General features: G+C 48.6%; 15 protein-coding genes and 3 rRNA genes. 10 read left to right on the top strand and 8 right to left on the bottom strand.

What is annotated here, in order from left to right; all coding sequences use genetic code 11:
- The 5 genes from DYD62_RS00005 to DYD62_RS00025 all read left to right on the top strand — a co-directional run.
- Positions 1 to 1422: ribosomal RNA gene (locus tag DYD62_RS00005) — 16S ribosomal RNA — on the top strand; the annotation flags it as partial.
- A 298-nt stretch (positions 1423 to 1720) separates the two neighbouring features.
- Positions 1721 to 4608: ribosomal RNA gene (locus DYD62_RS00010) — 23S ribosomal RNA — on the top strand.
- A 148-nt stretch (positions 4609 to 4756) separates the two neighbouring features.
- Positions 4757 to 4870 (top strand): 5S ribosomal RNA (gene rrf / locus DYD62_RS00015).
- Between the two features lie 484 nt (positions 4871 to 5354).
- A complete protein-coding gene (locus DYD62_RS00020) occupies positions 5355 to 5657 on the top strand; it encodes a hypothetical protein (protein WP_099396643.1) in 303 nt (100 codons plus the stop codon).
- Positions 5658 to 5951: 294 nt separating this feature from the next.
- Positions 5952 to 7016, top strand: a complete 1065-nt coding sequence (locus tag DYD62_RS00025; RefSeq protein WP_115225498.1) for an AI-2E family transporter — start codon at positions 5952 to 5954, stop codon at positions 7014 to 7016.
- A gap of 51 nt (positions 7017 to 7067) precedes the next feature.
- On the opposite strand, the gene DYD62_RS00030 is transcribed toward DYD62_RS00025, so the two are convergent.
- From DYD62_RS00030 to DYD62_RS00065, 8 genes are all read right to left on the bottom strand, one after another.
- On the bottom strand, positions 7068 to 7460 hold the full coding sequence (locus DYD62_RS00030; protein WP_233702847.1) for an STAS domain-containing protein: 393 nt from the start codon (positions 7458 to 7460) through the stop codon (positions 7068 to 7070).
- Between the two features lie 39 nt (positions 7461 to 7499).
- Complete coding sequence (locus tag DYD62_RS00035) at positions 7500 to 9188, bottom strand: response regulator (RefSeq protein ID WP_115225499.1); 1689 nt, start codon at positions 9186 to 9188, stop codon at positions 7500 to 7502.
- 129 nt (positions 9189 to 9317) lie between these two features.
- Positions 9318 to 11444 (bottom strand): UvrD-helicase domain-containing protein, encoded by a 2127-nt coding sequence (locus DYD62_RS00040; protein WP_115225500.1) that lies wholly within the window; start codon positions 11442 to 11444, stop codon positions 9318 to 9320.
- A gap of 254 nt (positions 11445 to 11698) precedes the next feature.
- On the bottom strand, positions 11699 to 12028 hold the full coding sequence (locus tag DYD62_RS00045; protein ID WP_099396647.1) for an H-NS histone family protein: 330 nt from the start codon (positions 12026 to 12028) through the stop codon (positions 11699 to 11701).
- Between the two features lie 80 nt (positions 12029 to 12108).
- The gene (locus DYD62_RS00050) at positions 12109 to 13428 is read right to left on the bottom strand and encodes a TolC family outer membrane protein (RefSeq protein ID WP_115225501.1); all 1320 of its coding nucleotides are present in this window, start codon (positions 13426 to 13428) and stop codon (positions 12109 to 12111) included.
- Between the two features lie 200 nt (positions 13429 to 13628).
- Positions 13629 to 16706, bottom strand: coding sequence for an efflux RND transporter permease subunit (locus DYD62_RS00055; protein WP_267896102.1), 3078 nt, complete (start codon positions 16704 to 16706; stop codon positions 13629 to 13631).
- A gap of 4 nt (positions 16707 to 16710) precedes the next feature.
- Positions 16711 to 17793, bottom strand: coding sequence for an efflux RND transporter periplasmic adaptor subunit (locus tag DYD62_RS00060; protein ID WP_115225503.1), 1083 nt, complete (start codon positions 17791 to 17793; stop codon positions 16711 to 16713).
- The gene (locus DYD62_RS00065; RefSeq protein WP_115225504.1) at positions 17786 to 18427 is read right to left on the bottom strand and encodes a TetR/AcrR family transcriptional regulator; all 642 of its coding nucleotides are present in this window, start codon (positions 18425 to 18427) and stop codon (positions 17786 to 17788) included. Before DYD62_RS00065 ends, DYD62_RS00060 begins: the two co-directional genes overlap by 8 nt.
- A 291-nt stretch (positions 18428 to 18718) precedes the next feature.
- Here DYD62_RS00065 and argB point away from each other — a divergent pair, with 291 nt between their 5' ends.
- The 5 genes from argB (at position 18719) to DYD62_RS00090 (ending at position 24132) form a co-directional block, all read left to right on the top strand.
- Complete coding sequence (argB, locus tag DYD62_RS00070) at positions 18719 to 19594, top strand: acetylglutamate kinase (RefSeq protein ID WP_115228155.1); 876 nt, start codon at positions 18719 to 18721, stop codon at positions 19592 to 19594.
- Between the two features lie 172 nt (positions 19595 to 19766).
- Positions 19767 to 20198, top strand: a complete 432-nt coding sequence (locus tag DYD62_RS00075; protein ID WP_115225505.1) for a CBS domain-containing protein — start codon at positions 19767 to 19769, stop codon at positions 20196 to 20198.
- A gap of 58 nt (positions 20199 to 20256) precedes the next feature.
- A complete protein-coding gene (locus DYD62_RS00080; RefSeq protein ID WP_115225506.1) occupies positions 20257 to 20907 on the top strand; it encodes a pyrimidine 5'-nucleotidase in 651 nt (216 codons plus the stop codon).
- Positions 20908 to 21032: 125 nt separating this feature from the next.
- Complete coding sequence (locus tag DYD62_RS00085) at positions 21033 to 22880, top strand: M3 family metallopeptidase (RefSeq protein WP_233702848.1); 1848 nt, start codon at positions 21033 to 21035, stop codon at positions 22878 to 22880.
- Positions 22881 to 22983: 103 nt separating this feature from the next.
- Positions 22984 to 24132 (top strand): IS481 family transposase, encoded by a 1149-nt coding sequence (locus DYD62_RS00090; RefSeq protein WP_115225507.1) that lies wholly within the window; start codon positions 22984 to 22986, stop codon positions 24130 to 24132.
- The last annotated feature ends 62 nt before the right edge of the window (positions 24133 to 24194 follow it).

The following is a 24194-nucleotide window of genomic DNA, read 5'->3' on the forward strand; positions in this document are numbered from 1 at the left end:
GAGTAATATATCGGAACGTACCTAGTAATGGGGGATAACTATCCGAAAGGATAGCTAATACCGCATACGCCCTGAGGGGGAAAGAGGGGATCGCAAGACCTCTCGTTATTAGAGCGGCCGATATCAGATTAGCTAGTTGGTGAGGTAAAGGCTCACCAAGGCAACGATCTGTAGCGGGTCTTAGAGGACGATCCGCCACACTGGAACTGAGACACGGTCCAGACTCCTACGGGAGGCAGCAGTGGGGAATCTTGGACAATGGGCGCAAGCCTGATCCAGCAATGCCGCGTGCGTGAAGAAGGCCTTCGGGTTGTAAAGCGCTTTGTTCGGGAGGAAATCCTAGTGGCTAATATCCATGGGGATGACAGTACCGGAAGAATAAGGACCGGCTAACTACGTGCCAGCAGCCGCGGTAATACGTAGGGTCCAAGCGTTAATCGGAATTACTGGGCGTAAAGGGTGCGCAGGTGGTTGATTAAGTGTGATGTGAAAGCCCCGGGCTCAACCTGGGAATTGCATTGCAAACTGGTCAACTAGAGTATGGCAGAGGGGGGTGGAATTCCGCGTGTAGCAGTGAAATGCGTAGAGATGCGGAGGAACACCGATGGCGAAGGCAACCCCCTGGGCTAATACTGACACTCATGCACGAAAGCGTGGGGAGCAAACAGGATTAGATACCCTGGTAGTCCACGCCCTAAACGATGTCTACTAGTTGTTGGGGAATTCGTTCCTTAGTAACGCAGCTAACGCGTGAAGTAGACCGCCTGGGGAGTACGGCCGCAAGGCTAAAACTCAAAGGATTGACGGGGGCCCGCACAAGCGGTGGATGATGTGGATTAATTCGATGCAACGCGAAAAACCTTACCTAGCCTTGACATGTCAAGAATCCCTGAAGATTGGGGAGTGCCGCAAGGAACTTGAACACAGGTGCTGCATGGCTGTCGTCAGCTCGTGTCGTGAGATGTTGGGTTTAAGTCCCGCAACGAGCGCAACCCTTGTCCTTAGTTGCTACCATTTAGTTGGGCACTTTAAGGAGACTGCCGGTGACAAACCGGAGGAAGGTGGGGATGACGTCAAGTCCTCATGGCCCTTATGGCTAGGGCTTCACACGTCATACAATGGTCGGTACAGAGGGTTGCCAAGCCGCGAGGTGGAGCTAATCTCATAAAACCGATCGTAGTCCGGATTGGAGTCTGCAACTCGACTCCATGAAGTCGGAATCGCTAGTAATCGCGGATCAGCATGTCGCGGTGAATACGTTCCCGGGCCTTGTACACACCGCCCGTCACACCATGGGAATGGGTTTCACCAGAAGTAGGTAGGCTAACCGTAAGGAGGCCGCTTACCACGGTGGGATTCATGACTGGGGTGAAGTCGTAACAAGGTAGCCGTAGGGGAACCTGCGGCTGGATCACCTCCTTTCAAGAGAAGACTTTTGGATTGAGTACTCACACTCATCGACTGTAGGTTTAGGGATTGTTGATTAGGATCAGAATTGATGTGATTTAATAAAGTCACATTTATTCTGGTTTCTAAAATCAGCAAGACAGTAACTTGATCTTAAAAAATAGAAGAAGTAATACTCAATTTAGAAATAAATAAGGTAGATTGTATCAAAATCGATTGTTCGAAGTCAGAACTGAATAATCGATGTCGCAACAAAGCGAAATCAGATACTTCGAATTGTATTAACTTTGTTGATACGTGTTTGAGGTTATAGGATCAAGCGACTAAGTGCATCTGGTGGATGCCTTGGCGATGATAGGCGAAGAAGGACGCGTTAGCCTGCGAAAAGCACGGGGGAGCTGGCAAATAAGCATTGATCCCGTGATATCCGAATGGGGAAACCCGGCCCTTTTGGGTCATCCATGACTGAATACATAGGTCATGAGAAGCGAACTCGGCGAACTGAAACATCTAAGTAGCCGAAGGAAAAGAAATCAACCGAGATTCCCAAAGTAGTGGCGACGAAATGGGAAGAGCCTGCATGTGATAAATCAAACTTTAGTGGAACAGTCTGGAAAGTCTGGCGACAGTGGGTGATAGCCCCGTACACGAAAAAGATTGGTTGGTACTAAGCATGCGACAAGTAGGGCGGGACACGAGAAATCCTGTTTGAAGATGGGGGACCATCCTCCAAGGCTAAATACTCATCATCGACCGATAGTGAACCAGTACCGTGAGGGAAAGGCGAAAAGAACCCCGGGAGGGGAGTGAAATAGAACCTGAAACCGGATGCATACAAACAGTGGGAGCCCTTGCAAAATGGGGTGACTGCGTACCTTTTGTATAATGGGTCAGCGACTTACGTTCAGTAGCAAGCTTAACCGAGTAGGGGAGGCGTAGGAAACCGAGTCCGAATAGGGCGCATAGTTGCTGGGCGTAGACCCGAAACCAAGTGATCTATCCATGGCCAGGATGAAGGTGCGGTAACACGCACTGGAGGTCCGAACCCACTAATGTTGCAAAATTAGGGGATGAGCTGTGGATAGGGGTGAAAGGCTAAACAAACTTGGAAATAGCTGGTTCTCCTCGAAAACTATTTAGGTAGTGCCTCATGTATCACTGACGGGGGTAAAGCACTGTTATGGCTAGGGGGTCATCGCGACTTACCAAACCATGGCAAACTCTGAATACCGTCAAGTGCGAGCATGGGAGACAGACTGTGGGTGCTAACGTCCATGGTCAAGAGGGAAACAACCCAGATCGCCGTCTAAGGTCCCAAATAATCAGTTAAGTGGAAAACGAGGTGGGAAGGCATAGACAGCCAGGATGTTGGCTTAGAAGCAGCCATCATTTAAAGAAAGCGTAATAGCTCACTGGTCGAGTCGTCCTGCGCGGAAGATGTAACGGGGCTCAAACTGATAACCGAAGACGCGAATATGCACGATGTGCATATGGTAGAGGAGCGTTCCGTAGGCCTGCGAAGGTGTCTTGAGAAGGATGCTGGAGGTATCGGAAGTGCGAATGCTGACATGAGTAGCGATAATGCGGGTGAAAAGCCCGCACACCGAAAACCCAAGGTTTCCTGCGCAACGTTCATCGGCGCAGGGTGAGTCGGCCCCTAAGGCGAGGCAGAAATGCGTAGTCGATGGACAACGGGTTAATATTCCCGTACCGATATAAAGTGCGATGGGGGGACGGAGAAAGGTAGGTCAGCCCACTGTTGGAATAGTGGGTTTAAGCGAGTAGGCGTGTGGCTTAGGCAAATCCGGGCTGCTTTAACGCTGAGACGTGACGACGAAGTCTTCGGACTGAAGTGATTGATCCTATGCTTCCAAGAAAAGCCTCTAAGCTTCAGCTTTATATTGACCGTACCGCAAACCGACACAGGTGGGTAGGAAGAGAATTCTAAGGTGCTTGAGAGAACTCAGGAGAAGGAACTCGGCAAATTATCACCGTAACTTCGGGAGAAGGTGAGCCCATATTAGGTGAAGGCCCTTGCGGCTGGAGCTGACATGGGTCGCAGAGAAATGGGGGCTGCGACTGTTTATCAAAAACACAGCACTCTGCAAAGTCGAAAGACGACGTATAGGGTGTGACGCCTGCCCGGTGCTGGAAGATTAAATGATGGGGTGCAAGCTCTTGACTGAAGTCCCAGTAAACGGCGGCCGTAACTATAACGGTCCTAAGGTAGCGAAATTCCTTGTCGGGTAAGTTCCGACCCGCACGAATGGCGTAACGATGGCCCTACTGTCTCCTCCTGAGACTCAGCGAAGTTGAAATGTTTGTGAAGATGCAATCTCCCCGCTGCTAGACGGAAAGACCCCGTGAACCTTTACTGTAGCTTTGCATTGGACTTTGAAGTGGTTTGTGTAGGATAGGTGGGAGACATTGAAGCATGGACGCTAGTCTGTGTGGAGTCGTCCTTGAAATACCACCCTGACCCCTTTGAGGTTCTAACCTTGGTCCGTTATCCGGATCGGGGACCGTGCATGGTAGGCAGTTTGACTGGGGCGGTCTCCTCCCAAATTGTAACGGAGGAGCTCGAAGGTCGCCTAGGTACGGTCGGACATCGTACTGATAGTGTAATGGCATAAGGCGGCTTAACTGCGAGACAGACAAGTCGAGCAGGTGCGAAAGCAGGACATAGTGATCCGGTGGTTCTGAATGGAAGGGCCATCGCTCAACGGATAAAAGGTACTCCGGGGATAACAGGCTGATTCCGCCCAAGAGTTCACATCGACGGCGGAGTTTGGCACCTCGATGTCGGCTCATCACATCCTGGGGCTGTAGCCGGTCCCAAGGGTATGGCTGTTCGCCATTTAAAGTGGTACGTGAGCTGGGTTCAAAACGTCGTGAGACAGTTTGGTCCCTATCTGCAGTGGGCGTTGGAAATTTGAGGGGGGCTGCTCCTAGTACGAGAGGACCGGAGTGGACAGATCTCTGGTGTACCGGTTGTCACGCCAGTGGCATCGCCGGGTAGCTAAATCTGGAAGAGATAAGCGCTGAAAGCATCTAAGCGCGAAACTCGCCTCAAGATGAGATTTCCCCAAGGCTTTAAGCCTTTTAAAGGGTCGTTCGAGACCAGGACGTTGATAGGTCGGGTGTGGAAGCGCAGTAATGCGTTAAGCTAACCGATACTAATTGCCCGTAAGGCTTGATCCTATAACCTGAAGCGCGTGTGTGCGACGGTATAATCTACCCAAGATTAGAGCTGAATTTGAGAAACAAGCAGTACAAAGTAATATATTACTTCTTCTATTGAACTGAACGCGTTGCAGAGTAGTAAGTGCAACGAGTTAACCCGTTAAAGTCTGGCGACCATAGCGAGGTGGTCCCACTCCTTCCCATCCCGAACAGGACAGTGAAACACCTTAGCGCCGATGATAGTGCAGATTACCTGTGTGAAAGTAGGTCATTGCCAGACACCCTAAGCCGTACCAAGACCCCCGTACTCGAAAGAGGCGGGGGTTTTGCTTTGCGCGGAAGAAATGCGCGCTGTAGCGTAACGATAAGCACCAGAGGTTTGCGTGTTGGGTTAAGCAGTAAGCCGTTCCTCAGACATAAGCTGACTATTAACATTGTGCTTACCGGCTTCCGCTGTGACGGGCTGGTCATGGGGAAGTGCCTTTCTCTACCGAGTTTGATGGCATGGGCTGAGCGATTGCTACCTGCTCGTTTATTCTTGATCGGAGTATGCCTGTCAAGTTGCTGAAGGCTTCAGGGAGGTCGGAGCATTGCTTACAAGCATGGTTTCATTGCATATTTTTTTCAGCAGGCGTGGGTTGTTTTTTAATTAATTACAAAAAGTGAGTGGGGGCCCACTCAAAATCACCATCCGACGGGAGGGGCAATTATGGGGTTTAGTAAAGACTAGAGTGGATTAATGTTTATGGAATAGGAGTTTAATCATGCCCACCCAGCTGCTTGCGCTTGGTGTGATCGGCGTGCGTTTATATGAACGTATTTTGACATCTCCAGCACAGTATTCTAATGAATTAGCGGATCATATCGTTGATGAAATTAATTACTACCTCCCTATGGCTCCTTTAAAGGAAGAAACCTTATTGTTTCATTTGGCTTGTGAGATTCATTTGGCATTGGAAGAATGCGATGAAAAAATCAATACGATCGCTGGCCGTCATGAGGCTGCTGTAATCGTTTCGGGCTTAATTGCCCAGACCAAGCGTTTTTCTCACCTATATCATGACTAAATCAGACTATTTTTATATGCTGATTTAAATCGTAAAAGACCTTATTTAAAACAGGGTAAAACGCAGCCTTAAGGGAAGGCTGTGCGTTGTATATGAACATGTCACTTAAGAAAAGTCAGTTTTTATACTGAAAAAAAGGCGAGTATTTGATCGTGCTGACTTCTGCATAATCCGCTTTGATTAAAAATACTAAAAGTAAAAAAAAGGGATATTCTGAGGCAATATGTAACGGTCAGAACGCTTATTTAAGGGTATGCTAACAGCGCCCATTCTGGATGCTAAAAGCGAGCTGATATGCGTATACGTAGTTCTGATTTGATTGAACCTCTGGCCGCAATTATGGCTGTCGGCGCTTTAATTTGGTTGGGTTTAATGATTATGGCCCCATTCCTTGCTTCAGTTATTTGGGCCGCTATTCTGGTTTATACCACCTGGAAGCCTTATCAATATTTAGTAAGACTTTGCAGAGGCAGTCGCTTTACTGCAGCTCTGCTCTTTATTACTGCTTTACTGACGTTTTTAGTTTTGCCTTTGCTGCTTGCCGGGTTTGAATTTGCCAGTCAGGCGGGTTCATTGATTAAAACGGTGAGTTTGCAATTTCAGCTGGGCTGGCCGGATTTACCTGCTTGGGTAAGCACGTTTCCCTATTTAGGCGAGTGGATCAATGGATTCTGGATCAAGCTTGGCCAAGGTGATCCTGCGCTATTAGAACGCATTCGTGGATTAAGCGGGCCTGTGGCATCGGGCCTGTTACGTTTTGGCGGTATTGTAGGCGGTGGCTTTTTATTACTGGCCTTAAGTCTGATTGTGGCCTTTTTCTTTTATTTACACGGGGAGCGCGCTGCGGCATGGCTGAAAGGCATGATGTGGCGTATTGCCGGTGAGAAAGCAGAATCACTCTTACAGGTTGCAGCAGGTACGATCAGAGGCGTGGTCTATGGCTTTTTAGGAACCGCTTTAGTGCAGGGTGTTTTAGCCTGGTTTAGTTTCTTTATTTCCGGTGTGCCTAATTCTCTGACATTGGGTTTTGCCAGTTGTTTTCTTTCAATTTTACCGGGCGGGCCTGGGCTGATTGGTTTACCTGCTGCGGCTTGGCTTTATTATCAGGGGCATACGGGCTGGGCGGTTTTCTTAGCGCTTTGGATGATTTTTGTAGTGGGTACTGCTGACAATGTGGTGAAGCCGCTCTTTATAGGTAAAGAAAGTGATTTGCCATTTATTTTGATTTTATTTGGCGTATTGGGTGGGGCTTTGTCATTTGGTTTATTGGGTGTCTTTTTAGGCCCAACGTTATTAGCAGTATGCTACGCCCTGCTGGGAAGCTGGGTAAAAGGAAGTGCCAAAGCCGGTCAGTGCTGATTGGCATTTTAAAAAGAGCACCGTATTCAAATAGACGGTGCTCTTTTTTTATTATTTGATTTCAAATATTTTGCCAAAATTAGCGATTTCCAACACGGCTTTCACTGTGCCTCTACAGTTAATCAAGGTCACTTTGCGGCCATTTGCTCGCTCGTTCAGGAGCAGCAACATGCCCAAGGCCGCGGAGTCCATATAGTCGACGGCGCTGAAATCCATTTCAAGTTCAGTAAGACCAGGGGTCTCAAGTGCAGCTGTTGTGGCTTGTTTAAACTCGCGGTGCGATTCAAACGTAAAATTGCCATTCAGCATAATTCGGCCTTTATGATCGTCAATCTTGGTGCTGGTTTGCATGATTTTGTTCCTCGTTGATCTCGACTCTGTCTCTTGCTGTTGCATTTTGTAAGCAAGCAGTACTTTGACTTCTTCCTTATTGTAGAGTTGCATTTGGGTTTTTGCTGGGGATTGATCGATTTGCCCGCTGGTTTACTCGCTGATGCCGTAACGCTGTTTTGTTTTACGAAAAAACTCTTGCAGTTGTAAACCCCGTCCATTGCTAGGATCCAGATCATGGATGCGTAGCAGGTAATCATTGCTGAGCTGCATCCATTCCTGATGCCAGCCATGTTGATTGGTATAGGCGAGAAGGGCGTTCACGGTATTCAGCAGCACTTGTATATTTCCCGGCATATCGGTGGCTGCGCGGATAAACAATTCTGCTGCGCCTGCCAGATCGCCACTGCGTGCCATTTTTACGGCCTCATTATTGAGAGCCACAATACTGGCGCTGTTTTCTTTAATGAGTTGTTCTGCCTGATCCTGATGACCATGCTGGCGGTAAAGCGTGGTGATTTTGCTGGCAAGGCTCAGATCATCATGGCTGTTTTTCAGCAGATTCCGAACCACGATCTCGGCTAGGGCTTCCTGCTTCTGATTAAAGCAGGCTTTAGCCAGCGCCATGCCCACCATGGCTGAAGGCGGCAGGGTAAGCTGAACCAGCTGCCCCAGCGCTGTTCTGAGCTGATTCTGAGCTTTTTCTACATCACCCTGATGCATATAAATGTCTGCATCCAGCGCATCGGCCAGCACGCTAACCTGAGGGTCTTTAAAGTCTTTACGAATTTCTTCTACGGTGAGCCTAGCAGCGGCTACATCACCCCGGCTGATCTGTACGTCGGCTAGCTGGCCGTAATCAGCAGGGTTACGCAAAAAAGAGTGTCTGGAGATTTTTACGGTTTCAAGCAGAGCGTTTTCGGCCGTGGCCAGATCTCCGCTTTTAAGCGCGGCTTCACCCAGCTGACGTTGCCTGTTGACCACAAAAGGGGATTTATGAATTGCCCTTTTCAGCGTTTCTTGGGCGGCGTTATCTTCACCTATGGCTTGCTGTGCACGAGCCAGCCAGTCGTAGGCTTCCAGTGCGTGTTTATGCGCGCTGATGATCGCCTTAAAGACCGCCAGTGCTTCCGGGTAGTTTTTTAGCTGGTAGAGAGCTTTGCCCAGAGCCATTTTTGCCCATGGTAATTCTTGTTCTACCAATAGCTGCCTGCACTGATCCCGCACACTGACCCAATCGCCAATGCGCAGCAGAAGATGAATTTTAAGGCGTAAAAAATCTTGGGTGTATTCGGCGCTGGTATTGGCCGCCTTACTGCAGAGCTGGATCGCACTTAAGAAATCGTGCGCCATGATGGCTTCATCAACTAATTTAAAACGTACTTTTTTTTGTAAAGCACTGAGTACTCGGCTGTAGAGCATTTCGCCAGTGAAGGGCTTGAGCAAAATAGCGTCGGGGGATTGCTCGGCAGCGCCAAGTACTTTTTGCGCCTGCCGTTCGGCAGTAGTGATGATAAAAATTGAAGATGCTTTAAGTAAATCCAGCCGCCTTGCTTCATCAAATAAAAACAATCCATCCTGGCCTTTGCCTAAGTCATACTCGCAAAGAATCAGCTCGTATTTAAGCTTTTTCATACTGGCTAAGGCTTCAGTACTATTGCTGGCATGATCAATATGGCTAGTGCCGTACTGGCCTAGTATCATCCCAATGCTGCGTCTGACTTCCGCCAGCGGATCAATAATCAGCACGCGCAAAGAGGCTACATCGGGGATTCCATTGGCCGCTTTACGTTTGGCTGTGGCAGAGGAGATAACCGAGAAGGCACTTATTTTTTCAGCCATGATTTAAGGCGTATTGTCCGTTTAAAAACGTATCAATCCTGCCATAGATTAATCGGGCAGGGCGCAGAATTTCTGTTGAGTCAGCCCGCATACAGACTCCTTCCTGTGCTGCTGGCTGAGCATCTGGTATTAGATTACTTTTAACTTGGCGTAAGCCACGGCCAGCCATTTAGATCCTGCCGTTGCAAAATTGACCTGCACATTGCCATTGGCTCCGCCTTCATGATCGGTCACTACGCCCTGACCAAATTTTGGATGCTCTACATTTGTGCCGATCGAAAGACCATGCTCTGGTGTGGGGGCTTTGATTTTGCTGGCAACAGTGGCCGGCCCCGAATAACCTTGCGGCGCATAACCACGATTCAGAAATTTTAGCAGCTGCTGAGGAATCTCCTGCATAAAGCGGCTGGCTACTGCATATCGAGTTTGCCCATGCAGCATACGACTTTGTGCAAGGGTAATGTAAAGACGGCGGCGTGCCCGTGTAATTGCAACGTACATCAGACGGCGTTCTTCTTCCACAGCCCTTGCATCATTCATGCTGTTGTCGTGGGGGAAAAGCCCCTCTTCAAGGCCGCATAAAAACACGGCATGAAACTCAAGCCCTTTAGATGCATGCACGGTCATCAGCTGCAAGGCTTCTTCGTGTGCGCCCGCCTGATGGTCTCCAGCCTCAAGGCTGGCATGAGATAAGAAGGCGATCAGATTGTTTTCGTCTTCCTGTACAAAATTGGTGGCTGCATTAATCAGCTCGCCCAAGTTGGCCAGCCGCTCTTCACCTTCTTTATCTGCCTGATAATGGGCGCGCAAGCCGGATAGATCCAGCATCATATCGACCAGCTCAGGCATGGCAAGGCCTGTTGCCTGCGAGCGCATGGTTTCAATGATTTCAGCGAATTTTCTGACCGCAGCGGCGCCGCGTCCGGCTGCCCCCGAGCAGGCCGCTTGCCAAAGCGTGGTGCCGCTGTGCTGAGCGGTTTCCTGAATGCTTTCGATTGTGCGGGCACCGATGCCCCGGGTGGGGAAGTTGATTACGCGCAGCAGGGCATTATCATCCCCCGGGTTGGCAATCAGCCGTAAATAAGCGAGTGCGTGTTTGATTTCTTGACGTTCAAAAAAGCGTAAACCGCCATACACTCGGTAAGGTACGCCTGCTGTAAATAAAGCATGCTCAATTACGCGGGATTGGGCATTGGCACGGTAGAGAATTGCAATATCGTTGGCTGCCGTGCCTTCCCTCATCAGGGTTTGAGCTTCTTCAACAATAAATGCCGCTTCTTCAAAATCAGTTGCAGCTTCAAAAACACGAATTGGCTCGCCAGCTGGCTCGCTTGTCCATAATTCTTTACCTAAACGATTTTGGTTATTACTAATTACTGCATTGGCAGCATCTAAGATATTGCCTTGGGAGCGGTAATTTTGCTCTAATCGAATCACATGTTTTACAGAAAAATCGCTTTGAAAATCATGCATATTTCCTACATTTGCACCGCGAAATGCGTAAATCGACTGATCATCATCACCTACAGCAAAGAGCGCATTATTCTGGCCGGCTAAAAGTTTTAACCAAGCATATTGCAGCTTATTTGTATCCTGAAATTCATCGACTAAAATGTGGCGAAAACGGCTTTGATAGTGTTCACGTAAAGATTCATTTTTAGAAAGTAATTCGTAACAGCGTAGTAATAATTCTGAGAAATCAGCGACACCTTCCCGCTGGCATTGTTTCTCGTATTCTTCATAAATTAATCGCAGCATGCGCGAATAATCATCCCATGCATCTGTATCACCAGCCCGGCGGCCATTTTCTTTATGGCCATTAATATATTGTTGGACTACTTTTGCCGGATACTTTTCATCATCTATATTTAAAGCTTTCAATATGCGTTTAATTAACGACAGTTGTTCGGCAGAATCCAAAATTGCAAAAGTTTCGGGTAAGCCAGCATCGCGCCAGTGCAAACGCAGCATACGATTACATAAACCATGAAATGTGCCGATCCATAATCCGCGCGGATTAAGCGGCATCATGGCGGTAATACGCATCAGCATTTCTTTGGCGGCTTTATTGGTAAAAGTAACAGACAATAAACCGGCAGGGCTGCATTGCCCGGTTGATAAAAGCCAAGCAATACGGGTGGTGAGCACACTGGTTTTACCACTGCCGGCACCCGCAAGAATGAGCGCATGTTCCGGCGGTAATTCAACGGCTGCGGCTTGTTCAGGATTCAGTTTTGCGGTGAGGGGATGCGACATGGCAATGATTCACAGGTAAGGAAGGGATTTTGTACGGCTCAATACAAACAAGGCAGCCTGGGCTGCCTTGTTTGGTCTTACGTGCATAGCTTCAATTTTTTATAAAATTACACGGATATTTACGGTTTCTTTTTCTTTTTAAAAGGTCTTTAGCAGGAGAAATCAGATTGATATCTGATTTCTTATTGCGTCAGGATCTCTTACAGATCAAGGCACTACGGGTCTATTCGTCATTTCATAAAAAACGCAGTCAATTAAGCAATGCGCAATTCTTCTAATGAGCGGCCTGTTGCCAGGAATTCAATTGCCCATTGTGGCTTACGGCCACGGCCAGTCCATGTTTGTTCTGCATCAGCTGGATTACGGAATTGTGCTTTAGCTGTAGAAGCTGCTTTTTTAGCTGCTTTTTTGTCGCTGCTTGTGCCTAATACGTCAGACAATGAGAAGCCTTTAGAAGCAACCAGGTTTTGCAGTTCAGCAATCAGATTTTGCTTTTCTGATTCTTTGCGGCGAACAATTTCAACTTCTAGGTTTTTCTTGAGTTCAACTAACTCGCTATAGCTCAGTGGGGATAGATCAATCATGGTAATTCTCCTTGGGTCTTTGAATTGGGGTACTCCACCGAACGGATTATGGATATCTATTCTCCACAATTCAAGCTTTCTTAATTACCTAGCCAAAGATTTACTGAATTTAGATCTTTTTCAGACAATTCTCCGCTGGTTGCAGCCAATTGTAGGCGGGCATACAAATAGGTGTAACGCGCTACGGTAAGGTCATAACGAGTGGAGAAATAAGTTTGTTCGGCATTAAGTACATCAATAGTTGTACGTACTCCAACTTCTCTGCCTAATTTAGTTGATGCTAATGATGATTCACTTGATTTAAGCGCCTGCTGTAAAGCGACAATTTGTGCCGCACCAGAACTCACGCCTAAAAATGCTTGTTTTGTAAATTGAGCCGTATCACGGCGGCTGGCTTCTACTGTTTGACGTTGTTGTTCTTTTTTAGCGAGCGCTTCGCGTAATTTGGATGAACGATCCCCTCCCGTATACAAAGGAATTGATAATTGCAAACCAATTTGACCCGAGCCGGCACGGTCTAATCCACCCGATTTGGATATGCCGGCTGAATTCCAAGTATTACCATAACCAGCAGTTAAATCGAGTGTAGGAGAGCTTTCTAAGCGGTATTTATCAATTTCGCGGCTGGCAATATCCAAACCTAATTGTTGACCTGCAATCACTAAACTGCCATTTTCACTACGTTGTAGCCATGAATTCATATCATTAGGCTGCGGTGGTACAGGCTGCTGACGATTGCTGATTGGCTTCAGATTAAGCGGGCTGAGCTGGGTGAGCTGCTCATAGGCATTGCGCTTAATTGCCATATCATTATGTGCGGCAATTTCAGCTGAGTTGATGGCATCAAAGCGGGCTTGCGCTTCATCTGTATCGGTAATGGTAGAAACGCCCACTTCAAAAGATTTTTTTGCCTGAGCAAGTTGCTGGGCTACCGCTTCTTTTTGCGCCGTCGTTTGTTTTACTTTTTCTTCTGCACCCAAAACTTCAAAATAGGCTTTTGCCACACGCAGAATTAAGTCTTGTTCCGCTACCCTGAAAATAACTTCGGCCTGCTCGGTTTGTTTTTTTAGCTGATCAGCGCCTGCAAATGCTTCTGCACGGTAAATGGGCTGGAGAAGGCCCAATTTATAGCCGTAGCTATTGCCATTTTGGGTGGTGCTGTCATAGTTTTCAGGGCTGTAGCTTGTTTGCTCCCGATTGGCGTTGCCAGATAAAGTAATATGCGGAAGTAATAAGGCTTTACCTTGCTCGGCTTTTTCTCTACCTGCATCAAGCCCTGCACGGGCAGCAGCAAAATTAGCGTCGTATTTTTGAGCGGCATGCCATGATTCAAGTAAATCTGCAGCAAAGAGCGGTTGTGAAAGCAGGGCGATGCTCAGGGCAATTAAAGTTTTGTTCATCTTTAGCGTCTCAGGTGTCTGTTAAATAGGCTGTTAAATTTTTTATCAGGGCAGCCAGGGCTTTTATGCGCTGGGTATTGCCCTAGTAATGAAGTTTTACGGCTGTCTGACCGAAAAAAGGGGAATTTGCCTAAGCAAAATAATATCCCCTTTCTTTTTTTAAGAATTGTCTTAATTTCGTATAAATTATGTAGCTGGAATTACACTTTTTTGTTCTCTGGCGGGCTTAGCCTGAACCATGCGGCATATAATGCGGGCAAAAATAATAGGGTTAAAACGGTAGCTACAAATAAGCCACCCATAATTGCAATTGCCATTGGCCCCCAGAAAGTGTCACGAGTGAGCGGAATCATGGCCAGAATGGCGGCAGCAGCAGTCAGCATAATTGGCCTGAAACGCCTTACAGCGGATTCAATCACGGCGGTCCATGCGTCTTCGCCTGCTGCGCGGTCTTGCTCAATCTGATCCATCAGAATAACTGAGTTGCGCATAATCATGCCTGAAAGTGCGATGACACCCAACATCGCCACAAACCCGAATGGTGCCTGGAACAGCAGCAGGGAAATCGCCACGCCAATCAGTCCCAGCGGTGCGGTGAGCAGCACCATAATCATTCTTTGAATACTTTGCAGCTGTAGCATTAACAAGGTCATGACGACTAGCAGCATCAATGGCATGACTTTATTGATTGATTCCTGGCCCGTTGCTGATGACTCCAGCGTGCCGCCGGTTTCAATATGGTAACCCTGAGGCAGCCCGGCTTCGATTTTACGTACCTCAGGCATGAGCGCATTGCTTACATCAGGGGCTTGGGCAGTACCAGCCACATCCGCACGGACGGTGAGTGTAGCGACCCGGTTACGCCGCCAGATCAGGCTTTCTTCGTTTTCCAGCTGCAAGGTTGCAAGTTGGGAAAGCGGTACAAATTGCCCTGAAGGAAGAGGCACACGTAAATCTTTCAGAAAGTCGAGGCGAGTGCGCTCACTCTCTGTCAGGCGGGTGACCACATCAATACTCTGATCCGCTTCACGGTACTGCGTGGCCGTAATGCCAGATACGGCCATTTGCAGGTAGGTAGCCAGCTCTTGCGAAGTTAAACCCAGCTGACGTAAACGATCTTGCTTAGTTTGCAGCCGGACAATTTTTACTTTCTCACCCCAATCGGTATGAACTTGCCGGGTATGCGGATTCTGGCGCATTGCATCTGCCACCCGGGCTGCGATACGGTTCAGCTCGGCAGGGTTTTCTCCGCTGATACGAAACTGCACCGGGTACCCTACGGGAGGGCCGTTTTCTAGCCGGGTGACTCGTCCACGCACCAGCGGGAAGTCGTCAGCAAATTTCTGGCTCAGACGTTTGTAAACATTTTCGCGTACTTTTTCATCCTTGGTCATGACGGTGAGCTGGCCAAAGTTTAAGTTGGGCATTTGCTCGTCAAGCGGCAGATAGTAGCGTGGAGAGCCCACACCGATATAGCTGGTGACATGGGCCACATCGGGGTCTTTCATTGCAATGGCTTCCATGCGCTTCACTTCGCGCTCGGTGGCTTCATACGAGGCGGTGTAGGGCAGCCACATATCTACCATCAGCTCGGGCCGTGCAGAGGCCGGAAAGAACTGCTGAGGGATAAAGAGGGCAAAGGTAGCCACGGCCACCAGAAACGCACCCAAGGTGGCTGCAATCACTGTTTTGCGCCAGGTCACGCACCATGTGACCAGCTTGCGAAAACGCGCGTAAAAACCGCCCTGATAAACATCGTGCTCTTCATGGCGCGGGGTTTCTGGCAACAGGTGATAGCCCATATAGGGGGTAAACACCACGGCCACAATCCAAGAAAGTACAAGGGCAATACCAATCACGGCAAAAATCGAGAAGGTATATTCACCCGCATCTGATTTGGCCAGCCCCACAGGCAAGAAGCCTGCTGCTGTAATTAGAGTACCCGTCAGCATGGGGAAAGCGGTGGAAGTATAGGCAAAAGTGGCAGCATCAAAACGGCTCCAACCCTGCTCCAGCTTCAATGCCATCATTTCCACTGCAATAATGGCGTCGTCCACCAATAAGCCCAGCGCGATCACCAGTGCGCCCAGCGAAATTCTTTGCAGCTCCAGATTGAAAATATTCATACCAAGGAAGGTGAGCAACAAAACCAGCGGGATAGACAATGCCACCACAATGCCGGTACGCCAGCCCAAGCTTAAAAAGCTCACCGCCAGCACAATCACCACCGCTTCCAGCAGCGATTTCATAAAGATATGAATGGCGTTTTTTACCACGGCAGGCTGGTCAGATATGGTATGAATTTCAATTCCTACAGGCAGATTGCTTCTGATTTTGGCTAATGAAGCGTCAATTTGCTGGCCCATCTTCACGACATCGCCACCTTTACGCATGGAGATTCCCAGGCCAACCGCATCCTGCCCCTGATAGCGCATTTTGGTTTGGGGTGGGTCAATTGTGGCCCGGAATATCTGTGCAATATCGCCCAGCAGGAAGGTTTTGCCGGCCACGGTAATGGGAAGGCTGCGCAGATGATCTACGGCATTAAAGCCGCCGCTTACGCGTAAATAGACGTGTTCATCTTTGCCCTCAATGGCCCCTGCCGGGGTAACGGTATTGGTGGCTGCGATGACTTTATTAATTTGAAAAGGCGAAATACCCAGGCTGGCCAGCTTGGCATTGGAGTATTCAACATAGATTTTTTCATCTTGCTGGCCAATGAGCAGTGCCTTGTTTACATCAGGAATACGCAGCAGTTCAGTGCGGGCCAGCTCGATATATTTCTTCAGCTCAGGATAGGTAAATCCATCACCTGTAAATGCATAGAGATTGCCGTAGGTATCGCCAAACTCGTCATTAAAGAAGGGGCCCGATACTCCGGGTGGGAGTTTTCCTTTTGCGTCGTTAATGCGCTTTCTGACCTGATACCAAGCATCGGCCACATTATTTTTCTGATCTTCGTGCAACATAATCGTGATCAGTGATTCGCCGCTGCGGGAGTAGCTTTTGGTGAAGTGAATATAAGCGATACCCTGCAGCGCTTCTTCCAGCTTATCGGTTACCTGTTGCTCCATTTCTGGCGCACTGGCACCTGGCCAGAAGCTTCTGACCACCATGGCTTTAAAGGTGAATTCGGGGTCTTCTTTCATACCCAGCTTGCCATAAGCCAGAATACCGCCAAGCGTCAGTACGACCATCAGATACAGCACAAGCGATTGATGCTTGAGTGCCCAGGCCGACAGGTTAAAGCGTTGCTTAGTAAGATCGGGTTTTTGCACGATATTATTCTCCCTGAGCAGGCAGCAGTCTGACTGCTTGCCCTTCACGCAAGAGGTGCACACCCGCTGTGACCACAACATCACCTGCTTTTAGCCCCTTCACCTGAACTTGCTCATTATTTTTGTGCTGAGCATCGATTTGCGCTTCAATCGGCTTGCTTTTTACACGCTTGTTTTCCACCAGCCAGACTCGCTGCTCTTTGTTTTTTCCATAGATGGCAGTGAGAGGCAGGGTGCTTGTGTTTTCGGTATGGCTGTTTTGGCTGCTTTTTACTGTGGCGCTCATGCCTAAACGAATTTCCGCTGACGGATTTTCTAATGACACTTTGGCGCGGTAAGTACGGCTAAGCGGATCGGCAGCGGGTGAGACTTCACGCACCTTGCCGTTAAAGGTTTTTCCCGGCAGAGCCCAGAAGCTGATTTCTGTTTTTTGGCCGGGTTTTAAATCCATGCTGCGGGCTTCTGGCAAATCAATAAAGACCTCTTTTTCGCCTGCTTTGGCCAGTTGCACGACTGGCTGCCCGGCTGCCAATACCTGGCCAGGCTCTGCGAGTGTGGCCGTAATGACGCCATCGCTGGTGGCTAGCAGCGTGGTATAGCCTGCCTGATTTTGGGCAACTTGCTGCTGTGATTGCGCCTGAACTAATTGTTTTTGCGCGGCTATGACGGCGGTTTGACGGCGGTCGACATCAGCTTGGCTTACAAATTTTTTGGCCAGCAGCTCTTGTGAGCGGCTAAGGTCAAGCTTGAGTTGATCGAGCTGGCTTTGTGCCGATTCAGTTTGTGCTTTTGCGGCGGCGGCATTGAGCACCATATCTTGTGCATCAATTCTGGCCAGTGGCGTGCCCGTTTTTACTTCTGCACCAATATCGACTAAACGGCTGATTAGCTTGCCTGGAATCCTAAACCCAAGGGCGCTTTCTTGGCGGGCATGCAGCTCACCAGAGAACTCCGCATGGCTGTTTGCAGCGCTGGTGGCGAGGGTAATGGTACGGACGGGGCGAACTTCTTCCTGAGGCTTGGCTTCTTCCTTGCAGGCGCTTAAGAGTGCTGCACTCATTAGCAGCAGCGGAATTGCTTTATTCATGTGCTTGATCCTTGGGTGAGGCCAGCAGGCCGTTAAGGAGGAGGTCAATTGTGGTTTTCAGAAATCTTTCGGGTTCTAAAGTGTCAGGCAGGCAGTTGATGAGTGAGTGTTTCATCAGCATGGCAACGATAATAGGGGATGAAATCACCTCGATGGCGTAATCAATATCGGCTACTTTGAATTCGCCACTGGCCATTCCACGCTCCAGAATGTGGCGCAAAATTTTATTGCCGGGGGTGACAAATTCTTCCCGGTATATTTTGGCGATTTGAGGGAAGTTGCTGCCCTCTGCAATCATCAGTTTAGGAAAAGCGGAAAGCTGGCTTTCCCCCATCGCCTGCCACCATGTTTTAAGCATGGCCTGAAGTAAGTCGGCCGAACTGCCTTGAAAGCTTGCAAGCAACTCATGGCCAATAGTAAGCTGAGGTAATAATATCTTACGCATTACCGCTTCGAATATCTCTTCTTTGCCTGCAAAGTAAATATATGGCGTGCCACTGGTTACACCTGCCGCTTTTGCAATATCTGTCATTTTAGTTGCGGCAAAACCTTTGCTGACAAACAGCCCCAATGCCGCTTCTAAAATTTCCTGCGGGCGGGCTTCTTTCCTACGGGTCCAGCGTTTACATAACATGGCGAACCTGCAATTAATAAATAAATATTCATTTATTATTGGAGGGCTGGCTATTTTTGTCAAAAATAAAGCGCGGGCAGGCTTGAGACTGTTAGAATTCTGCTCAAACTCCAGAGCAGCCCGCCGGGCTTAGTATCGGTTGGCTGCAAAATCACCTGGTTGGCTCATATTTCACTGGGTTTTCGGCCAATAAATCCTTATTGGCTGCAAATCCGGCAAAATCTGTGCTCAATCATGCAATTTTTCTACGAGCCGCCTAAGCCCGACAGGCTGCAAGCTTTTGGACACGCCATGACCACGATTACCCCGCAAGAAAAAGCCGAAATTCTTTCGGAAGCCTTGCCTTATATTCAGCGTTTTTTTGATAAGACCATCGTCATCAAATACGGTGGTAATGCGATGACCGAACCCGAGTTAAAAGAAGGGTTTGCCAGCGATGTGGTGCTGCTTAAATTAGTGGGCATGAACCCCGTTGTGGTACACGGTGGTGGCCCGCAAATTAATGAATTGCTTGATCGTATCGGCAAAAAAGGGGAGTTCATCCAAGGCATGCGTGTCACCGATGCCGAAACCATGGATGTGGTTGAAATGGTCTTGGGTGGCCACGTCAACAAAGAAATTGTTTCCCTGATTAATAAGCATGGCGGTAAGGCTGTTGGTTTAACCGGCCAGGACGGGCACTTTATTAAAGCCCGCAAAATGTTTTTGAAAGACAGTACGGATGAGCTGCTGGATATTGGCCAGGTAGGGGAAATCGAATCGATCGATCCAACCATCGTGGCCCACCTTGATGCGGGCGATTTTATCCCTGTGATCGCGCCGATTGGCGTGGACAGAAATGGCGAAAGCTATAATATCAATGCTGATCTGGTGGCAGGCAAGCTGGCAGAAGTGCTGCACGCTGAAAAACTGATCATGATGACCAATACCCCTGGCGTACTCGATAAGGAAGGCAATCTGCTTACGAAGCTATCTGCTCAACGTATCGACGAGCTGTTTGCAGATGGTACGATTTCTGGTGGTATGTTGCCAAAAATCTCTTCTGCGCTGGATGCGGCCAAGAGTGGCGTGAACGCGGTGCATATTATTGATGGCCGTGTAAAACATGCACTGCTGTTGGAAGTGCTGACCGAGCAGGGCGTGGGCACGATGATTCGCGCTAAATAAACGTTGGTGATCAACCCGGCCGGAGCAGAGAGGTTTTTTGTGCACTCTGCTGTCCCGGCTGGGCTTTATGTTTGTTGATCTTGTTTTATTGTGAAAAGTAATCTACGTCTTCCTTGCATGTTACGTTTGGCCTACTAAAGTTAGAGTTCAAAGCCATCAGGGAGATGCTCGTATGAAAACAGCACGCCAGCTGCTCGCAGAAAAAGCCATAGATAATATTTTGTCAGTTACTCCGCAAGCTTCGGTCTATCAGGCTTTACAGGTGCTTGCAGAAAAAAATATTGGTGCATTGCTGGTGATGGAAGAAAACCATCTGGTTGGGATCTTTTCAGAGCGTGATTACGCCAGAAAAGTGATTTTGATGGGTAAAACGTCGGCAGGAACGCCGGTATCAGAAATTATGACGCGTAAATTACTCTGTGTGCCGCCAACGGCTACCGTTGACGAATGTATGGCCATCATGAGTGAAAAGCGTATTCGCCACTTACCCGTTTTAGATGGTGACAAAGTATTAGGTGTGTTATCGATTGGTGATCTGGTCCGGGAAATTATCGAAGAGCAAAAATTTACGATTGCCCAGCTGGAGCACTATATCCATTCCTGAGCGGCCTGCTCAGCCACCCGCAAGACCAGCAAGGCTGGTCTTTTTTTACGCTGAAATAATGAAACCCGTCTGGATTTTTGACCTCGATAACACCTTACACAATGCCGATTTGCATGCTTTCCCGGTGATCAACCGGGCCATGACGGCTTATCTTGCCCACCACTTACAATTGAGTGAGCAGGCGGCTACAGATTTACGTGTTGATTATTGGTTGCGTTATGGAGCGACAATGCTGGGGCTGCGTCGTCACCACCCGCACATTAATCCACGGCATTTTTTGCTTTTATCTCATCCCCTTAATGAGCTGCTGAGAATCGTGCATCCCATGCCTGGTTTATCCGTAGCGATAAGAAGTCTGCCAGGCGAGAAGCTGCTTTTTACAAATGGCCCTCGGCATTACGCGATGGCGATGCTACTGGCGTTGGGAATCGATGATTGTTTCAGTGCCGTGGTGAGCGTAGAAGATGTTGATCTGATTCCCAAGCCGCAGATTTCAGCTTATCGCAAGTTACTTGCACGTTTTAAGCTGGACCCGCGCCGCTGCATTCTGGTGGAAGACACCCTAGAAAATCTTAAAACGGCGAAACAGCTGGGCATGAAAACAGTCTGGATTAACCCGCGCAGCTATGGGGCAGGCGTGGTTGATTTAAGTATTTCCAAGCTGGGCGATCTTGCAAAGCGCGGGCGCTGGCTTTACGCAGGAAAATGATCAAGTGTTGCGAAGTGCTGAAATTAAATGCTGTGAAAAATAGTAAATTTGCACACTTCTTCTGCCTCATGTAATTTACTTGGCATAAGGCATTTGCCAACTTATATAAGTCACCGGAGAGCACCTTGGAAGCAGCACGTCAGCTATTTGCCGCACTCAATCGCGATTATCTTGCCGTTCATAAAACCAAAGAAGATTTGTTTTGGGATACCTATATGGCCGTTTCTGACGACCATGATGGCTTTGCTAGGGCAGAAGAAGCGTATAAGAATTTTATTTCTGATCCGGTAAAGCTGGCTGAAGTGCGTGATGCACTGGCACGTTTAAAAACGACCGATGCTGCTGAGCTGAAGCATGGCCTGCAAGGCTGGCTGGCATTGTTTGAAAGCAATATTATCGATAGCGATGAAGCACGCACTTTAATGAGCCAGCTGATTGCTCAGGAAGCCGCATTATTTGCGAAAAAGCGCGATTATGTGCAAACGCATATCAACGAGAAAGGCGAGCGCGAGGAGGCCACACAAAGCACGCTGGCGACCAATATGTCGACTAATCCATCTGAAGCGGCGCGTAAAAGCTCGTTTGATGCAATGGCAGGGCTTGAGCACTGGGTGCTGGAAAACGGCTTTTTAGAGATTGTGAAGCAGCGCAATGCCTTTGCCCGTGCACAGGGTTTTCCTGATTATTTTGCGTATAAAGTGCGTAAGAATGAGCAGATGTCGGTTGAAGAATTATTTGCCATTCTGGATGATTTTGAACTGCGTACCCGCGAAGCCAATCAGCGTGGCTTACAGGAGCTGGCACAGCAGCATGGTAAAAACGCGCTGTTGCCTTGGAATTTCCGTTACACCATCAGTGGTGATGTTGCCCGTCAGATGGATCCTTACCTGCCTTTTGCGAAAGGGCTTGAGCGCTGGGTAGAAAGCTTTCGCAAGCTGGGTATCTCTTACCGTGGTGCTACCATGCAGTTGGATTTGCTGGAGCGTAAGGGTAAGTACCAAAATGGCTTTTGCCATGGCCCGATTCCATCTTTTTTTGAAGCGGATGGCCGTTGGGTAGCCGGGCAGATTAACTTTACAGCCGAAGCCAAACCCGATCAGGTAGGGAGCGGTGCCCGCGCAATCAATACGCTGTTCCACGAAGGTGGTCATGCGGCACACTTTGCCAATGTGACACAAAATTCACCTTGTTTTTCACAAGAATTCGCACCGACTTCCATGGCATATGCTGAAACGCAATCCATGTTTTGCGACAGCCTGCTGGAAGATGCAGACTGGCTGAAGCGCTACGCTAAAAATGCGGCTGGTGAAGCCGTACCGGATGATTTGATTAAAGCGCGAATCGAAAAAAGCCAGCCCTTTGCTGCGCTGAACGAGCGCAATATTCTGGTCGTGCCTTATTTTGAACGCGCCTTGTATCTGCTCAGCGATAGCGATCTGACCGCAGAGAATGCGCTGGCATTGGCGCGTAAGTTTGAAATGCAAATCTTGGGCTTTGAGCTGGCTGGCCGACCACTCTTGGCGATTCCTCATCTGTTAAACCAGGAATCTGCAGCGGCTTATCACGGCTATTTACTGGCCAATATGGCGGTTTATCAGACCCGCGCATTCTTTGAGCGTGAGTATGGCTATCTTACCGATAACCCTGAAATTGGCCCCTTACTGGCTAAGCATTACTGGGCACCGGGTAACAGCATCAATCACAATGCCACTTTAGTCAGCCTGACGGGTGAAGCTTTTAATGCCAAGTATTTAGCCGATGCATGCAATCAAACGGTGGAAGCGGCATGGGCTGATGCGCTGGCGCAGATTAATTCAGCAGCAAGTCGGGTTTACCCGGAATCACCGCTTAACAATCTGGATGCACATATTCGCATTGTGCACGGTGCGGAGCTATTGGCAGATAACACGCAATCAGACACGCAAATGTTTGCGGACTTTGAGCGTGTGGTGAGCGAGCGTTACGGGGTTTAGTTTTTATAGGGTGCTGTATAGACCATAGACATGGGTAACACTTGTACGAGGACATAGGTAACACTTTGGCGGTGTTTTTAACCGCTTGGGATGCCTACTTACCATGCCTTGGATGCCCGTGAATATCATGTCTATTCGCTCAGAATTTGTACTCCTTACACTGCAAGATAACTGTAATTTTAAAGCGCTTTGCCAGCGTTTCGGCATCTCAACTAAAACAGGTTACAAGTGGCGGCAGCGCTATCTGGATACCCCCCAAGAAGGTTTTCAAGATCGATCTCGCCGCCCCAAATCATCGCCAACACTGACCACCGCAGAGATTGAAGCCCTCGTTGTAGACCTGCGCCAGAAGCACCCTGTTTGGGGAGGGCGCAAACGCCATCGAAGGCTGTTGGAGCTGGGGCATGTGGATGTTCCTGCGCCAAGCACCATCACCAATATTCTGCATCGCCATGGCTTAATTTGCGCCAAGGCGAGTGAGCAAGCCCAACACTGGCTACGTTTTGAGCATGATCAGCCGAATGCTTTATGGCAGATCGACTTCAAAGGGAACTTCAATACGGCTCAGCAAATGTGCTTTCCCCTCACTTTATTGGACGACCATTCTCGCTTTAATCTCACCTTAACTGCTTGTGGTCAAACCACGGCAGCCATTGTCCAGACTCACTTAACGGATGTATTTCTTCGCTATGGCTTGCCTGCTCGTATCAACGCTGACAACGGTTCTCCATGGGGAAGCCCCAGTGATGCCAGCCATGGCATCAGCCAGTTATCTATCTGGCTGATCCGCTTGGGTATCCATGTTAGCCATAGCCGCCCAGGGCATCCGCAAACCAATGGCAAAGAAGAGCGCTTTCATCGCACGCTAAAAGCAGAAGTATTAAATGGCCGGGCATTTCGCGATTTAGCCCATGTTCAGCATGCATTTAACGACTGGCGCACGGTCTATAACGAGCAGCGCCCGCATGAAGCCTTAGGGCTAGCCACACCGATTACCCGCTATAAACCGAGCTTAATTGCCATGCCTTCTGCTTTGCCTGAAATTGAATACGGCCCCAACGATCAAGTCATTACTGTGGGTTGGGGCGGCGAAGTAAAATTACAAAATCATAAATTTAAAGTGTCTAGTGCCTTACATCGTTTACCTATTGCACTGCGTGCAGATAGTCTGAACGACGGGGTGTTTGACCTCTATTTTTGCCATCAGCACTTCGGAAGAATCGATTTGAATACCTTGCAGTTAAACAACTAAAATGTGTTACCCATGTGTCCGCACGTGTGTTACCTATGTCTCCGGTCTATACAGGGTGCGCA

The organism is Iodobacter fluviatilis, assembly GCF_900451195.1.
Taxonomy (GTDB): Bacteria; Pseudomonadota; Gammaproteobacteria; order Burkholderiales; family Chitinibacteraceae; genus Iodobacter; species Iodobacter fluviatilis.

Excerpts from the sequence above, each read along its gene's own strand:
- DYD62_RS00020 (WP_099396643.1), top strand. The coding sequence starts at position 5,355 with ATGCCCACCCAGCTGCTTGCGCTTGGTGTGATCGGCGTGCGTTTATAT.
- DYD62_RS00025 (WP_115225498.1), top strand. The coding sequence starts at position 5,952 with ATGCGTATACGTAGTTCTGATTTGATTGAACCTCTGGCCGCAATTATG.
- DYD62_RS00030 (WP_233702847.1), bottom strand. The coding sequence starts at position 7,460 with ATGCAACTCTACAATAAGGAAGAAGTCAAAGTACTGCTTGCTTACAAA.
- DYD62_RS00035 (WP_115225499.1), bottom strand. The coding sequence starts at position 9,188 with ATGGCTGAAAAAATAAGTGCCTTCTCGGTTATCTCCTCTGCCACAGCC.
- DYD62_RS00040 (WP_115225500.1), bottom strand. The coding sequence starts at position 11,444 with ATGTCGCATCCCCTCACCGCAAAACTGAATCCTGAACAAGCCGCAGCC.
- DYD62_RS00045 (WP_099396647.1), bottom strand. The coding sequence starts at position 12,028 with ATGATTGATCTATCCCCACTGAGCTATAGCGAGTTAGTTGAACTCAAG.
- DYD62_RS00050 (WP_115225501.1), bottom strand. The coding sequence starts at position 13,428 with ATGAACAAAACTTTAATTGCCCTGAGCATCGCCCTGCTTTCACAACCG.
- DYD62_RS00060 (WP_115225503.1), bottom strand. The coding sequence starts at position 17,793 with ATGAATAAAGCAATTCCGCTGCTGCTAATGAGTGCAGCACTCTTAAGC.
- DYD62_RS00065 (WP_115225504.1), bottom strand. The coding sequence starts at position 18,427 with ATGTTATGTAAACGCTGGACCCGTAGGAAAGAAGCCCGCCCGCAGGAA.
- argB (WP_115228155.1), top strand. The coding sequence starts at position 18,719 with ATGACCACGATTACCCCGCAAGAAAAAGCCGAAATTCTTTCGGAAGCC.
- DYD62_RS00075 (WP_115225505.1), top strand. The coding sequence starts at position 19,767 with ATGAAAACAGCACGCCAGCTGCTCGCAGAAAAAGCCATAGATAATATT.
- DYD62_RS00080 (WP_115225506.1), top strand. The coding sequence starts at position 20,257 with ATGAAACCCGTCTGGATTTTTGACCTCGATAACACCTTACACAATGCC.
- DYD62_RS00090 (WP_115225507.1), top strand. The coding sequence starts at position 22,984 with ATGCCTTGGATGCCCGTGAATATCATGTCTATTCGCTCAGAATTTGTA.